We start from the raw sequence: 12951 nt of genomic DNA on the forward strand, positions 1-12951 counted from the left end.
AAACAGGATTACCGTGGCAACATCGGCAGTGCTTAATCAGGAAATGCTGGCGCAGCAGGTATTACAGGATACCTTCGGCTATCAGCAGTTCCGTCCGGGTCAGCAAACCATCATCGAAACCGCGCTGTCAGGGCGCGACTGTCTGGTGGTGATGCCGACCGGCGGCGGTAAATCGCTGTGCTATCAAATCCCGGCGCTGGTGCGCGAAGGGTTGACGCTGGTGGTTTCGCCGCTGATTTCACTGATGAAAGATCAGGTTGATCAGCTGCTGGCGAACGGCGTGGCGGCGGCGTGCCTTAACTCGACGCAGACGCGTGAGCAGCAGCAGCAGGTGTTTGCGGACTGCCGCAGCGGCAAACTGCGGCTGCTGTACATCGCGCCGGAACGTCTGATGATGGATAACTTCCTCGACACCCTGCAGCACTGGAATCCGGTGATGCTGGCCGTTGATGAAGCACACTGTATTTCGCAGTGGGGCCACGATTTCCGTCCGGAATATGGCGCGCTCGGTCAGCTGCGCCAGCGCATTCCGCAGCTGCCGGTGATGGCGCTGACCGCCACCGCCGATGAAGCCACGCGTAACGACATCGTGCATTTGCTGCAGATGCACGATCCGCTGATTCAGATCAGCAGTTTTGACCGTCCCAACATTCGCTACACGCTGGTGGAGAAGTTTAAGCCTACCGAGCAGCTGCTGCGCTATGTGCAGGATCAGCGCGGCAAAAGCGGCATCATCTACTGTAACAGCCGCGCCAAAGTGGAAGACACCGCTGCGCGTCTGCAGAGTCGCGGCATCAGCGTTGGCGCTTATCATGCCGGCATCGACAGCGAGCAGCGCGCACGCGTGCAGGAAGCGTTTCAGCGTGACGATTTGCAAATCGTGGTCGCGACCGTGGCGTTCGGCATGGGCATCAACAAACCCAACGTGCGTTTTGTGGTGCACTTCGACATTCCGCGCAATATCGAATCCTACTATCAGGAGACCGGCCGCGCCGGGCGTGATGGCCTGCCGGCGGAAGCGATGATGCTGTACGACCCGGCCGATATGGCGTGGCTGCGTAAGTGTCTGGAAGAGAAAGCGCCCGGGCCGCTGCAGGATATTGAACGCCACAAACTCAACGCCATGGGCGCGTTTGCCGAGGCGCAAACCTGCCGTCGTCTGGTGCTGCTTAACTACTTTGGTGAAGGTCGCCAGCAGCCGTGCGGCAACTGCGATATCTGCCTCGATCCGCCGCGTCGCTATGACGGTCTGGTCGAAGCGCAAAAAGCGCTGTCGGGCATTTATCGTACCGGGCAGCGTTTTGGGATGAGCTATATTGTTGAAGTTTTGCGCGGCTCAACCAACCAGCGCATCCGCGATAACGGCCATGACAAACTGCCGGTGTACGGCCTCGGGCGCGAGCAGAGTCAGGAGCACTGGGTCAGCGTGCTGCGCCAGCTGATCCATCTGGGCATGGTGACGCAAAACATCGCCATGCACTCGGCGCTGCAGCTCACCGAGGCCGCGCGCCCGGTGCTGCGCGCTGAAGTGCCGCTGATGCTGGCGGTACCGCGCACCGTGACGGTGAAAAGCCGCAGCAGCGCGCCAAAAGTCTACGGCGGCAATTACGATCGCAAGCTGTTTGCCAAGCTGCGTAAGCTGCGTAAAGCCATCGCCGACGAAGAGAATATTCCGCCTTACGTGGTGTTTAACGACGCCACGCTGATTGAAATGGCAGAACAAATGCCGGTCAGCGCTTCAGAGATGCTGAGCGTGAACGGGGTCGGTCATCGCAAACTGGAGCGCTTCGGTAAGCCGTTCCTGCTGATGATCAAAGAACATCTTGATGAAGAATAAGGGAAATAAACCATGCTGATGTTATTTGCCACCGTCGCGCTGGTGCATCTGGTTGCGCTGATGAGTCCGGGACCGGACTTCTTTTTTGTCTCACAGACCGCCGCCAGCCGCTCGCGCAAAGAGGCGATGATGGGCGTGCTCGGCATTACGCTGGGGATTGTGATTTGGGCCGGTGTCGCGCTGATGGGCCTGCATCTGATTCTGGAGAAAATGGCGTGGCTGCATGAAATCATTATGGTCGGTGGCGGGCTGTATCTGCTGTGGATGGGCTGGCAGCTGCTGCGCTCGGCGCGTCAGCGTCACAAGCAACCTCATACGGAAGCGCCGGTGGTTGAGCTGCCAAAGCGTGGCATGAGCTTCCTCAAAGGGTTTCTCACCAACCTGTCTAACCCGAAAGCCATCATCTACTTCGGCAGTGTGTTTTCACTGTTCGTGGGCAACGATGTGGGCGCGATTGAGCGCTGGGGCCTGTTCCTGCTGATCGTCGGTGAAACCTTTGCCTGGTTTACCCTGGTGGCGGCGATTTTTGCCCTGCCGTGGATGCGCGATAAGTATCAGCGGATGGCGAAGTGGGTGGACGGTATGGCGGGCGTGCTGTTTGCCGGGTTTGGTATTCACCTCATCATCTCCCGATAAGATCCCGAACCGTAGCGGCGCAATTTTTTGCGCGTTTCAACTGGGCGCGATAAAGCGTGCCGCTACGATCAGTGCCAATCGTTACGCCATTTTACGTGCGCTGGCCAGCAGTGCGCCGACCGCCATAAACAAGCCACCAAACACCCGGTTCAGCAGCTTCATCTGCTTCGGACCTTTGATCCAGCCGGCAATGCGCGTCGCCAGCGTGGCGTAACCAATCATCACAATGATGTCGACCACGATGGTGGTCACGCCGAGCACCAGATACTGCATCAGCTGCGGCTGGTGCGGCACGATAAACTGCGGAAACAGCGCGGCGAGAAACACAATGCTCTTCGGATTGGTGAGATTCACCAGCAGCGCGCGCTGAAACAGACGACGACGCGGCATCGCTTTGGCTACCGCATTGAGATCGATTCCGCCCGCTGAGCGCCACTGCTGAATGCCAAGCCACACCAGATAGGCCGCGCCCGCCCATTTCAGTACCTCAAACGCCAGCACCGACTGCGAAAACAGCGCGCCCAGACCGGCGCCCACCAGCACAATGTGCACGGCGAGACCCAGCTGTAATCCGGTAATTGAGGCTGCCGCACCGCGATAGCCGTGGCTGATGCCGGTGCTCATGGTGTTGATCGCGCCGGAACCAGGCGAGAGGCTGAGGATGGTCGTGGTTAACAGGTAGGTTAACCACCATTCAATGGTCATGGGTGACATTCCCTGAAGAGAGTGAAGTGTGACACAATACGCCAGAAAATCGCGCTGCGCTATTAAGTGCAGAGCCGCGTTTGACGTTTTTTCAGGGGGACGGATGCAGCAGCATAAACAGAGTTGGCTCGGACGTGAGCACGCTTTTTCAGCCTTTGCTACCGGTCCGCTGCTCGACTTCTGGCGTCAGCGTGAAGAGTGTGAATTCAGCGGCGTGGGCAATCTGACCATTCGCTATGTGCGCTTCACCTCACCGCAACACCGCCGTGTCATCCTGATTGTGCCTGGACGCATTGAAAGCTACATCAAATACCCCGAGCTGGCCTATGACCTGTTCCACTGCGGCTACGATGTGGTGATTATCGACCATCGCGGTCAGGGGCGTTCAGACCGGCTGCTGGCCGATTCGCATCGCGGACACGTGGTGGAGTTCAGCGATTATGTCGACGATCTGGAAACGCTGTATCTGAAAGAGATCGTCAGCCATCACTATCAGCAGCGCTACGTGCTGGCGCACTCGATGGGCGGCGCAATTGTGGCGCTGTTTCTGGCGCGTCAGCCGCAGGCCTTCCACGCGGCGGTGTTTTGCGCGCCGATGTTTGGTATCGTGCTGCCGCTGCCGCCGTTTCTGGCGCACCGCATTCTCGACTGGGCGGAAAAGCTGCCCGCGCTGCGCGACGGCTACGCGCTGGGCACCGGACGCTGGCGCGCCAGCCCGTTTGGCATTAACCGGCTGACGCACAGTCGCGAACGTTATCGTCGCAATCTGCGCTTTTATGCCGACGATCCGGCGATTCGCGTCGGCGGCCCCACCTATCACTGGGTGCGGGAAGGGATTCAGGCCGGACGCCATATCCTTAATCAGGTGGCGCAGATTACGACACCGATTCTGCTGCTGCAGGCCAGTGAAGACGACGTGGTGGATAACCGCGCGCAGGATCTGTTCTGTGAAGCCATGGCGGCAGCGGGACATGCGGTGGAAGGCACCACGCCTTACATCATTCAGGGCGCGCGTCACGAGATCCTGTTTGAAACAGACGCCATGCGCGCCGAAGCGCTCAATGCGGTGGTCGACTTTTATCAGCGCCACCGTGACTAATGTATTCTTAGACATCAATACCAGAGGCCTACATGTACCACATCGTTGCATCCGACCTGGATGGCACGCTGCTTTCTCCGCAACATCGTCTGACGCCGTTTGCCCGCACCACGCTGCAGGAACTGGTGGCGCGCGATGTGCATTTTATCTTTGCCACCGGACGCCACTACATCGACGTCGGTCAGATGCGCGATAAGCTCGGCATTCCGGCGTATATGATCACCTCAAACGGCGCGCGCGTGCACAACGCCGACGGCGAACTGGTGTTCAGCCACAATCTGGACAGCGATATCGCCAGCGAGCTGTATGGCCTGAAGTATCACGATGAGAAAATCCTGACGCACGTTTACCGCGACGATGAGTGGCACATCAGCCGCCATAATCCGCAGGAAGCGGAGTTTTTCCAGGAATCGGTGTTCACCTATCAGGTGTATCAGCCCGGCATGCTGGCCACCGACGGCATCAGCAAAGTGTTCTTCACCTGCGACGATCCGGAGCATCTGGTTCCGCTGGAACAGGCGATTGAAGCGCGCTGGGGTGACCGGGTTAACGTCAGTTTCTCGCTGCCCACCTGTCTGGAGGTGATGGCTGGCGGCGTCTCGAAAGGGCACGCGCTGGAAGCGGTGGCGAAACAGCTTGGCTATTCGCTGAAAGAGTGCATCGCGTTTGGCGACGGCATGAATGATGTCGAGATGCTGAGTATGGCGGGCAAAGGCTGCATCATGCGTAACGCCCATCAGCGACTGAAAGATACCCTGCCGACGCTGGAAGTGATTGGCAGCAACGCCGACGATGCGGTGCCGCAGACGCTGCGTAAATTATTCCTCGCCTGAATAAAACGGGCCGGTATTCACCGGCCCGCTCAGATTATGCCTGCTGCTGCTTGTGGCGATGCTCGCTGACCATGGTCAGCAGCAGTAACACCACCGCCAGCACCGATCCGACAATCATTACTAAGAAACCGCCGTCCCAGCCGAAGAAATCCACGGTGTAACCGACAATCGCACTGGCTGCCACCGATCCGCCGAGATAGCCGAACAGACCGGTAAAGCCTGCCGCAGTGCCGGCCGCTTTTTTCGGTGCCAGCTCCAGCGCGTGCAGACCAATCAGCATCACCGGACCGTAGATCAGGAAGCCAATGACGATCATGCAGATCATATCTATGCCCGGATTGCCCGGCGGGTTCAGCCAGTAAATGATGGTGGCGATGGTCACCAGCGTCATGAAAAACACCCCGGTGGCACCGCGATTGCCGCGGAATACCTTGTCCGACATCCAGCCGCACAGCAGCGTGCCCGGAATCCCGGCGTATTCGTACAGGAAATAGGCCCACGAGGATTTATCCAGCGTGAAGTGCTTCACCTCTTTCAGATAGGTTGGTGACCAGTCGAGGATGCCGTAGCGCAGCAGATAAACGAACACGTTGGCCAGCGCGATGTACCACAGCAGCTTATTCGGCAGCACGTACTGCATGAAAATCTGCTTCGCCGTCAGCTCCTGTTCGTGGTTCTCGCTATAATCCGGCGGATAGTCATTCTTCCATGCCTCAATCGGCGGCAGCCCGCACGACTGCGGCGTATCGCGCATCAGCGCAAAAGCGATGATGGCGACGAGGATGGCACCAAACGCCGGCATATAGAGCGCGGCTTTCCAGTCGTTAAACCACGCCATGCCGAGCAGGAACAGCAGCGGAGGAATGCCGCCACCCACGTTGTGCGCGCAGTTCCATACCGACACAATGCCGCCGCGCTCTTTCTGCGACCACCAGTGCACCATGGTGCGTCCGCACGGTGGCCAGCCCATGCCCTGGAACCAGCCACACAGAAACAGCAGCACGAACATCACCATGATGCTCGAGGTTGCCCACGGCACGAAGCCCATCACCAGCATCACGGCGGCGGCGAGAATCAGGCCGGCGGGCAAAAAGACCCGCGGGTTGGAGCGATCCGAGACCGATCCCATGATGAATTTGGAAAAACCGTAGGCGATGGAGATGCCGGAGAGGGCAAAGCCAAGGTCGCCGCGGGAAAAGCCTTGTTCGACCAGGTAAGGCATCGCCAGCGCAAAGTTTTTGCGCACCAGATAATAGGCGGCGTAGCCAAAGAAAATGCCGAAGAAGATCTGCCAGCGCAGACGACGATAGAGCGGATCGACGCGATCGTCCGCCACCTGGGGCTGGTGTGGTGCAGGTTTAAAAATACTCAACATCAGGATGGCCCTCCAGGGCGCAATATAGTTATCGATTCCCAGCAGGTTGGGGCAAAAAAAGTACGACAGCGAACAGAAAGCAACCTTTCCATTTCGCGCACAGAATAGTGATGGTTACGCGCAGTTACTGTGACGTGTGACGCATATGTTACAGTTTTATGACAATAAAGAGCGATATAAACCAGTAAATGTTGGATTTCGCGCATTTGTGCCAGAGAAAACGGCGCGCTGCCTCATAAAAATCGCCGCCCGCCGGTCAACCGGCCATGCGGACGCGTGCCTGCTGACCGGGCAGCGAAGATGCGATCGTGTTTATTTTCATCACATGTCAACCAGATTATCCCGCCAGCGCGCTGTAGTTTGTTTACACTAGCGCCAGTGTTGAACTTTAGGATGCATAACCGTGCTGTTGCTGATCGTTACCACCATTCTGTGGGCTTTTTCTTTTAGTTTAATCGGGGAGTATCTGGCGGGGCAGGTGGATACCTGGTTCTCGGTGCTAATGCGTTTAGGCCTGGCGGCGCTGGTCTTTCTGCCGTTTCTGCGCTGGCGCGGTTACCGCGCCTCAACGTTGCTGCTCTATATGCTGGTGGGCATGCTGCAATTAGGCATCATGTATCTGATCAGCTTCGAGGCTTATCTCTATCTCAGCGTGCCGGAATTTCTGCTGTTTACGGTGATGACGCCGCTGTATGTCACGCTGATTTATGACCTGCTCAGCAAGCGCCCGCTGCGCATTGGCTATGCCTTTAGCGCGCTGCTGGCGGTGCTCGGTGCGGCCATTATCCGCTACGACAAAGTCAGCGATGATTTCTGGTTCGGACTGCTGCTGGTGCAGGCGGCTAACATCTGCTTTGCGATTGGCATGGTGGGCTATAAGCGCCTGCAGGAAGTCCGTCCAATGCCGCAGCACACCGCGTTCTCGTGGTTCTATCTCGGCGCGGTGCTGATCGCGGTAATCGCCTGGTGCATCTGGGGCAATCCGCACAAGCTGCCGACCACCACGCTGCAGTGGGGCGTGCTGGTGTGGCTGGGCGTGGCCGCATCCGGACTGGGTTACTTCATGTGGAACTACGGCGCGACCCAGGTCGATGCCGGGACGCTGGGCATTATGAACAACATGCACGTGCCGGCAGGATTACTGGTGAACCTGGCGATCTGGCAGGAGAAGCCGCACTGGCCGAGCTTTATCGCCGGGGCGATAGTGATTTTTGCGTCCCTGTACGTGCATAAACGCTGGGTACTGGGACACACGGCCAAAAGCGGCAGTTCAGGCGCTTAGCTTTTTTTCGCGGGTGTCGATGGCCGCTGAATCAGCGTTAAGCCTTTCAGGAAGTTACGCAGAATCTGGTCACCGCACTCGCGATAATTTTTATGATCCGGGTTGCGGAAAATCGCGCCGATCTCGGCCTGTGACACCTTGAAGTTAGCCTTCAGTAAGATATCCGGGATATCGGTGGTTTTCAGCGCGAAGGCGATGCGTAACTTCTTGAGAAAGATATTATTGTTCATGCGGCGCTCAACCGACGGGGCCGGCGCGTCTTCGCTTTTGCCACGACGGTAGAAAATCAGACCGTTGAGGAAGTAACCCATCAGCACATCCGGCAGTTTACGAAACGCCTCATCGTCATCTTTCTTCAGCCACGCCTGCACATCTTCACGCGGTACTTCACTGCCCGCCAGCGCAAAAATCTCCACCACTTTGCTGTCGCTCAAATCCAGCATATAGCGCACGCTGCGCAGCACATCGTTATTGGTCATGGTGAAACTCTCCGGTAGCGGTTAAGGCGGCGCATTATAGAGCAGGCAGGGCGGGGATAACAGCACGGGCGACATTGGCCGCCCGCGGCATCAGGACGAGACCGGCTGCAGGGAACCGGGGCGCGAGGCATCGCGCACGTAAGGCAGGTGCTCGCAGGCGTGCTGACGGGCAAAGCGCACAAAGGCCTCCAGCACCGGCTGCCGCTGCTCGCCGTCGCGCATCGCCGCGTATAAACGGCTCCACAACCCGTCGCCCAGCGTGCGCGTCACCACCAGCCCCTGGTGCTCAAAGCTCTCTACCACCCAGTGCGGCAGCGCGGCAATCCCCATGCCGGCCGACACCATCTGGATCAGCAGCAGCGTATTATCCACGCTCTTCAGCGCCGGGCTGACGCCGGCTGGCTGTAAGAAGTTACGCCACACGTCCAGCCGCTGACGCTGTACCGGATAGATCATCAGCACCTCATCGGCCAAATCTTCCGGCGTGATGTGGGCCAGCTGCGCCAGACGGTGATCCGGCGCCAGCACCAGCCGCACCTCAAAATCAAACATCGGCGCATAGAACAAACCGCTGCGCGGCAGAATATCGGACGTCAGCACCACGTCCAGTTCGCCCTGCTGCAGCGCCGGCTGCGGATCAAAGGTCACGCCGGATTTGAAGTCCATCACCACCTGCGGCCAGCTCTGACGGAAATTGTTCAGGGCCGGCGTCAGCCACTGGATGCAGCTGTGGCATTCGATAGCGATGCGCAACGTGGTCTGATGCGGCTCATGACAGGCCTGCAGCGCCTGCTGGATCTGCGGCAGAATCTGCTCCGCCAGCTGCAACAGAATCTCTCCCTGCGGCGTAAAACGGAGCGGCTGGCTCTTACGCACGAACAGCCGGAAGCCCAGCCGCTGTTCCAGGTCGCTGAACTGGTGAGACAACGCCGATTGCGTCTGATGAAGCTGGGCGGCGGCGGCAGCCAGCGAGCCGGTGTGCCGTAACGCCTGCAGCGTCCGCAGGTGTTTGAGTTCGATCATGAGAGTCCTTCACATCGAGATTGAACAAATTGCGCTTGAGACACATACAGTACCCGCAGATTATAGCGGTGTAAACATCTGGACGGCTAAACATCTCAGTCAGACGCGACGGCCACTTTACCTTTGTCCAGCTAACACGCTCAGCGCACGGCAGGATTGCCCGCTGGATGAACGTAAATCGGTTGCTGCGACTGTCGCACAGCGAACAACTTCTGGAGAATCTCACATGACCATTCTGAACCATACTCTCGGTTTCCCTCGCGTCGGACTGCGCCGCGAACTGAAAAAAGCGCAGGAAAGCTACTGGGCCGGGAACAGCTCACAGGACGAACTGCTGGCGGTGGGTCGTGAACTGCGCGCCCGTCACTGGCAGCAGCAGAAAGACGCCGGTGTTGATCTGCTGCCGGTCGGCGATTTTGCCTGGTACGATCACGTGCTGACCACCAGTCTGCTGCTCGGTAACGTACCGGCACGGCACCAGAATAAAGACGGCTCGATTGACCTCGACACCCTGTTCCGCATCGGCCGCGGTCGTGCGCCCAGCGGCGAGCCCGCGGCGGCGGCGGAGATGACCAAATGGTTTAACACCAACTATCACTATATCGTGCCGGAATTTACCCAGGGTCAGCAGTTCCGTCTCAGCTGGACGCAACTGCTGGACGAGGTGGATGAAGCGCTGGCGCTCGGCCACACCATCAAACCGGTGCTGCTGGGGCCGGTGACCTATTTGTGGCTGGGTAAGGTGAAAGGTGACGCCTTTGACCGCCTGTCGCTGCTGCAGGCCATTCTGCCGGTGTACCGTCAGGTGCTGGCAGAACTGCGTCAGCGCGGCATCGAATGGGTGCAGATTGATGAGCCGGCGCTGGCGCTGGAACTGCCGCAGGCGTGGCGCGAGGCGTTTAAACCGGCGTACGACGCGCTACAGGGCGAAGTGAAACTGCTGCTGACCACCTACTTTGACAGCATTGGTCAGAATCTTGATGTCATCAAAACGCTGCCGGTGCAGGGCCTGCACGTGGACCTGGTGCACGGCAAAGACGACCTTGAGCAGCTCAACCAACAGATCCCGGCGGACTGGCTGCTGTCGCTGGGGGTAATTAATGGCCGTAACGTCTGGCGCGCCGATCTCATCCGCTGGTTTGAGCGCCTGCAGCCGCTGATCGGCCAGCGTCAGCAGCTGTGGATCGGTTCCTCCTGTTCGCTGCTGCACAGCCCCATTGATCTGAGCGTGGAAACCCGCCTCGACGACGAGGTAAAAAGCTGGTTCGCCTTTGCGTTACAGAAGTGTACGGAGCTGTCGCTGCTGAGCAAGGCGCTAAACCAGCACGATGCCGCTGCGCTGCACGCCTGGAGCGCGCCGATTCGCGCCCGGGCAAACTCTGCTCGCGTGCACAACCCCGCCGTGGCGCAGCGTCTGGCGCAAATCCAGGCCAGAGACACTGAGCGCAACAGCAGCTACACCGTGCGTGCTCAGGTGCAGCGTCAGCGCTTTAACCTGCCGGCGTGGCCTACCACCACCATCGGTTCTTTCCCGCAGACGACCGAGATCCGCGGCCTGCGCCTCGACTTCAAAAAAGGCAACATTGACGGCGGCCACTACCGCACCGGTATCGCGGAACACATCCGGCAGGCGATCGCGGAGCAGGAGCGTCTGGGGCTCGACGTGCTGGTGCATGGTGAAGCCGAGCGTAACGACATGGTGGAGTACTTCGGCGAAAACCTCGACGGCTTTGTTTTCACGCAGAACGGCTGGGTACAGAGCTACGGCTCGCGCTGTGTTAAGCCGCCGGTGATCATTGGTGACGTCAGCCGCCCGCAGCCGATCACCGTCGAGTGGGCAAAGTATGCGCAGTCGCTGACCGACAAACCGGTGAAGGGCATGCTGACCGGACCGGTCACCATCCTGTGCTGGTCGTTCCCGCGGGAGGACGTGACGCGCGAAACCATCGCAAAACAGATTGCGCTGGCGCTGCGCGACGAAGTGCAGGACCTGGAAAAAGCCGGTATCGGCATCATTCAGATTGACGAACCGGCGCTGCGTGAAGGCTTGCCGCTGCATCAGTCTGACTGGGCAGCCTACCTGCGCTGGGCGGTGGACGCGTTCCGCCTCAACGCTGCGGTGGCGCAGGACGAGACGCAGATTCACACCCACATGTGTTATTGCGAGTTTAACGACATCATGGATTCGATTGCCGCGCTGGACGCCGACGTCATCACTATCGAAACCTCACGTTCTGATATGGATCTGCTGGATGCGTTTAAAGCGTTTGAGTATCCCAATGAAATCGGGCCGGGCGTGTATGACATCCACTCACCCAACGTACCGAGCGTGGAGTGGATGGAAGATCTGCTGCGCAAAGCGGCGCAGAGTATTCCGCAGCAGCGCCTGTGGGTGAACCCGGACTGTGGCCTGAAAACGCGCGGCTGGAGTGAAACGCGTCAGGCGCTGGCCAACATGGTGAAAGCGGCGCAGAAGCTGCGCGCCGAAACCGTTTGATGGCAGGATAATACGTTGTGTTGTTGAGTTGGGGCGCGCTGGCGCCCCTTTTTTTATTCCGCGTTTGGCGCGACGCCATACTGCTTAAACCACGCCAGCATGCGCTGCCAGCCATCCTGTGCGGAATCGGCGTGGTAGCTCGGACGATAGTCGGCGTTGAAGGCGTGGCCAGCTTCCGGATACACCACAATCTCGGCTTTGGCATTGGCCGCGTGCAGGGCCTGGCGCATCTTATCGATACTTTCCAGTGGAATGCTTTCATCCTGGCCACCGTACAGGCCCAGCACCGGTGCATTCAAATCCACTGCAATATCAATAGGATGTTTCTGCTGCTTCAGCGTTTTCTCGCCCTCCAGACGACCGTACCAGGCGGCGGCGGCGCGCACCTGCGGATTATGGGCGGCAAACAGCCAGCTGATGCGACCGCCCCAGCAGAAACCAGTGATCGCCAGACGACGGATATCGCCGCCGTGGCGCGCCGCCCAGTTGGCCACGTGGTCGAGATCCGACAGTACCTGCGAATCCGGCACTTTGCTCACCAGCTCTTTGAACAGGGTGGGGATATCGTTGTAATCGTTGGGATCGCCTTCGCGGAAATAGAGCTCCGGCGCCACGGCGAGATAGCCTTCCAGTGCCAGACGGCGGCACAGATCGCGGATGTGCTCGTGCACGCCGAAAATTTCCTGCACCACCAGCACGACCGGCAGCGTGCCGCTAAACTGTTGCGGACGAGCATAATAAGCCGGCAGGTTCTCACCCTGGCTCGGCACGGACGTCTCGCCCGCGTGAATGGCATCGCTGGCGGTAATGATGGTGCTGGCTGCGGTGGGCTGCACCGCTGGCGCAAAGCCGTCGGTGGCGGATTTTTGTGCCATATTGTCTTCGGTTTTCATGGTTCTCTCCGTGCTAGCAAGTGCGCAATCACGTAACTATAGCCTGGCCTTACGGCAAGGCTGGCGTAGGGTACGGGGGATGGTTAACCTGATCTGCTTCTCTATTAACACTGCCTTTTACGGTTACACAGCACCGCTTGTAGCAATTCAGCGCAGCAGACCGCTAATATGTGATTAGAGTCACACAATATTTTTAGTTCAATGTAACTTTCATTATTGATAGTGAATTCAGTCACATATTTATCCGGGCCGCTGACGTAAAGTGGCGCGCTTATTCCCCCTTATCTTCCAG

11 protein-coding genes are annotated in these 12951 nt (G+C 58.6%); 6 read left to right on the forward strand and 5 right to left on the reverse strand.

Annotation, left to right across the window (positions count from 1 at the left end):
* Positions 1 to 13 precede the first annotated feature (13 nt).
* Together recQ and rhtC are read left to right on the forward strand one after the other, a co-directional pair.
* Positions 14 to 1837 (forward strand): ATP-dependent DNA helicase RecQ, encoded by a 1824-nt coding sequence (recQ, locus tag CBW22_RS10065; protein WP_058758115.1) that lies wholly within the window; start codon positions 14 to 16, stop codon positions 1835 to 1837.
* Positions 1838 to 1849: 12 nt separating this feature from the next.
* Positions 1850 to 2473 carry a threonine export protein RhtC gene (rhtC, locus tag CBW22_RS10070; RefSeq protein ID WP_021506963.1) on the forward strand — a complete coding sequence of 208 codons (624 nt, stop codon included), beginning with the start codon at positions 1850 to 1852 and terminating at the stop codon, positions 2471 to 2473.
* A gap of 81 nt (positions 2474 to 2554) precedes the next feature.
* Here rhtC and rhtB read toward each other — a convergent pair whose 3' ends face one another.
* Positions 2555 to 3178 carry a homoserine/homoserine lactone efflux protein gene (gene rhtB / locus CBW22_RS10075; protein ID WP_021506962.1) on the reverse strand — a complete coding sequence of 208 codons (624 nt, stop codon included), beginning with the start codon at positions 3176 to 3178 and terminating at the stop codon, positions 2555 to 2557.
* A gap of 103 nt (positions 3179 to 3281) precedes the next feature.
* Here rhtB and pldB point away from each other — a divergent pair, with 103 nt between their 5' ends.
* Positions 3282 to 4277, forward strand: a complete 996-nt coding sequence (gene pldB, locus CBW22_RS10080; RefSeq protein WP_058775518.1) for a lysophospholipase L2 — start codon at positions 3282 to 3284, stop codon at positions 4275 to 4277.
* Positions 4278 to 4309: 32 nt separating this feature from the next.
* Positions 4310 to 5110, forward strand: a complete 801-nt coding sequence (yigL, locus tag CBW22_RS10085) for a sugar/pyridoxal phosphate phosphatase YigL (RefSeq protein WP_058758117.1) — start codon at positions 4310 to 4312, stop codon at positions 5108 to 5110.
* 34 nt (positions 5111 to 5144) lie between these two features.
* On the opposite strand, the gene glpT is transcribed toward yigL, so the two are convergent.
* On the reverse strand, positions 5145 to 6485 hold the full coding sequence (gene glpT / locus CBW22_RS10090; protein ID WP_021506959.1) for a glycerol-3-phosphate transporter: 1341 nt from the start codon (positions 6483 to 6485) through the stop codon (positions 5145 to 5147).
* A gap of 403 nt (positions 6486 to 6888) precedes the next feature.
* On the opposite strand from glpT, the gene CBW22_RS10095 reads away from it, so the two are divergent.
* A complete protein-coding gene (locus tag CBW22_RS10095) occupies positions 6889 to 7767 on the forward strand; it encodes a carboxylate/amino acid/amine transporter (RefSeq protein ID WP_088516577.1) in 879 nt (292 codons plus the stop codon).
* On the opposite strand, the gene CBW22_RS10100 is transcribed toward CBW22_RS10095, so the two are convergent.
* Both CBW22_RS10100 and metR read right to left on the reverse strand, forming a co-directional pair.
* Entirely contained in the window at positions 7764 to 8246 is a 483-nt protein-coding gene (locus CBW22_RS10100) for a DUF1456 family protein (protein WP_021506956.1), read from the reverse strand. The two genes, CBW22_RS10095 and CBW22_RS10100, sit on opposite strands and share 4 nt — an antisense overlap.
* Before the next feature lie 90 nt (positions 8247 to 8336).
* Positions 8337 to 9269 carry an HTH-type transcriptional regulator MetR gene (metR, locus tag CBW22_RS10105; protein WP_021506955.1) on the reverse strand — a complete coding sequence of 311 codons (933 nt, stop codon included), beginning with the start codon at positions 9267 to 9269 and terminating at the stop codon, positions 8337 to 8339.
* Positions 9270 to 9495: 226 nt separating this feature from the next.
* Between metR and metE the strand changes: the two genes are divergently transcribed.
* Positions 9496 to 11766, forward strand: a complete 2271-nt coding sequence (gene metE, locus CBW22_RS10110) for a 5-methyltetrahydropteroyltriglutamate--homocysteine S-methyltransferase (protein ID WP_088516578.1) — start codon at positions 9496 to 9498, stop codon at positions 11764 to 11766.
* A 53-nt stretch (positions 11767 to 11819) separates the two neighbouring features.
* On the opposite strand, the gene CBW22_RS10115 is transcribed toward metE, so the two are convergent.
* A complete protein-coding gene (locus CBW22_RS10115; protein WP_021506953.1) occupies positions 11820 to 12659 on the reverse strand; it encodes a dienelactone hydrolase family protein in 840 nt (279 codons plus the stop codon).
* Positions 12660 to 12951: the final 292 nt, after the last annotated feature.

Origin of the sequence: Pantoea sp. VS1 (assembly GCF_002207995.1) — a bacterium.
Lineage (GTDB): Bacteria > Pseudomonadota > Gammaproteobacteria > Enterobacterales > Enterobacteriaceae > Pantoea > Pantoea dispersa.

Excerpts from the sequence above, each read along its gene's own strand:
- rhtC (WP_021506963.1), top strand. The coding sequence starts at position 1,850 with ATGCTGATGTTATTTGCCACCGTCGCGCTGGTGCATCTGGTTGCGCTG.
- rhtB (WP_021506962.1), bottom strand. The coding sequence starts at position 3,178 with ATGACCATTGAATGGTGGTTAACCTACCTGTTAACCACGACCATCCTC.
- pldB (WP_058775518.1), top strand. The coding sequence starts at position 3,282 with ATGCAGCAGCATAAACAGAGTTGGCTCGGACGTGAGCACGCTTTTTCA.
- yigL (WP_058758117.1), top strand. The coding sequence starts at position 4,310 with ATGTACCACATCGTTGCATCCGACCTGGATGGCACGCTGCTTTCTCCG.
- glpT (WP_021506959.1), bottom strand. The coding sequence starts at position 6,485 with ATGTTGAGTATTTTTAAACCTGCACCACACCAGCCCCAGGTGGCGGAC.
- CBW22_RS10100 (WP_021506956.1), bottom strand. The coding sequence starts at position 8,246 with ATGACCAATAACGATGTGCTGCGCAGCGTGCGCTATATGCTGGATTTG.
- metR (WP_021506955.1), bottom strand. The coding sequence starts at position 9,269 with ATGATCGAACTCAAACACCTGCGGACGCTGCAGGCGTTACGGCACACC.
- metE (WP_088516578.1), top strand. The coding sequence starts at position 9,496 with ATGACCATTCTGAACCATACTCTCGGTTTCCCTCGCGTCGGACTGCGC.
- CBW22_RS10115 (WP_021506953.1), bottom strand. The coding sequence starts at position 12,659 with ATGAAAACCGAAGACAATATGGCACAAAAATCCGCCACCGACGGCTTT.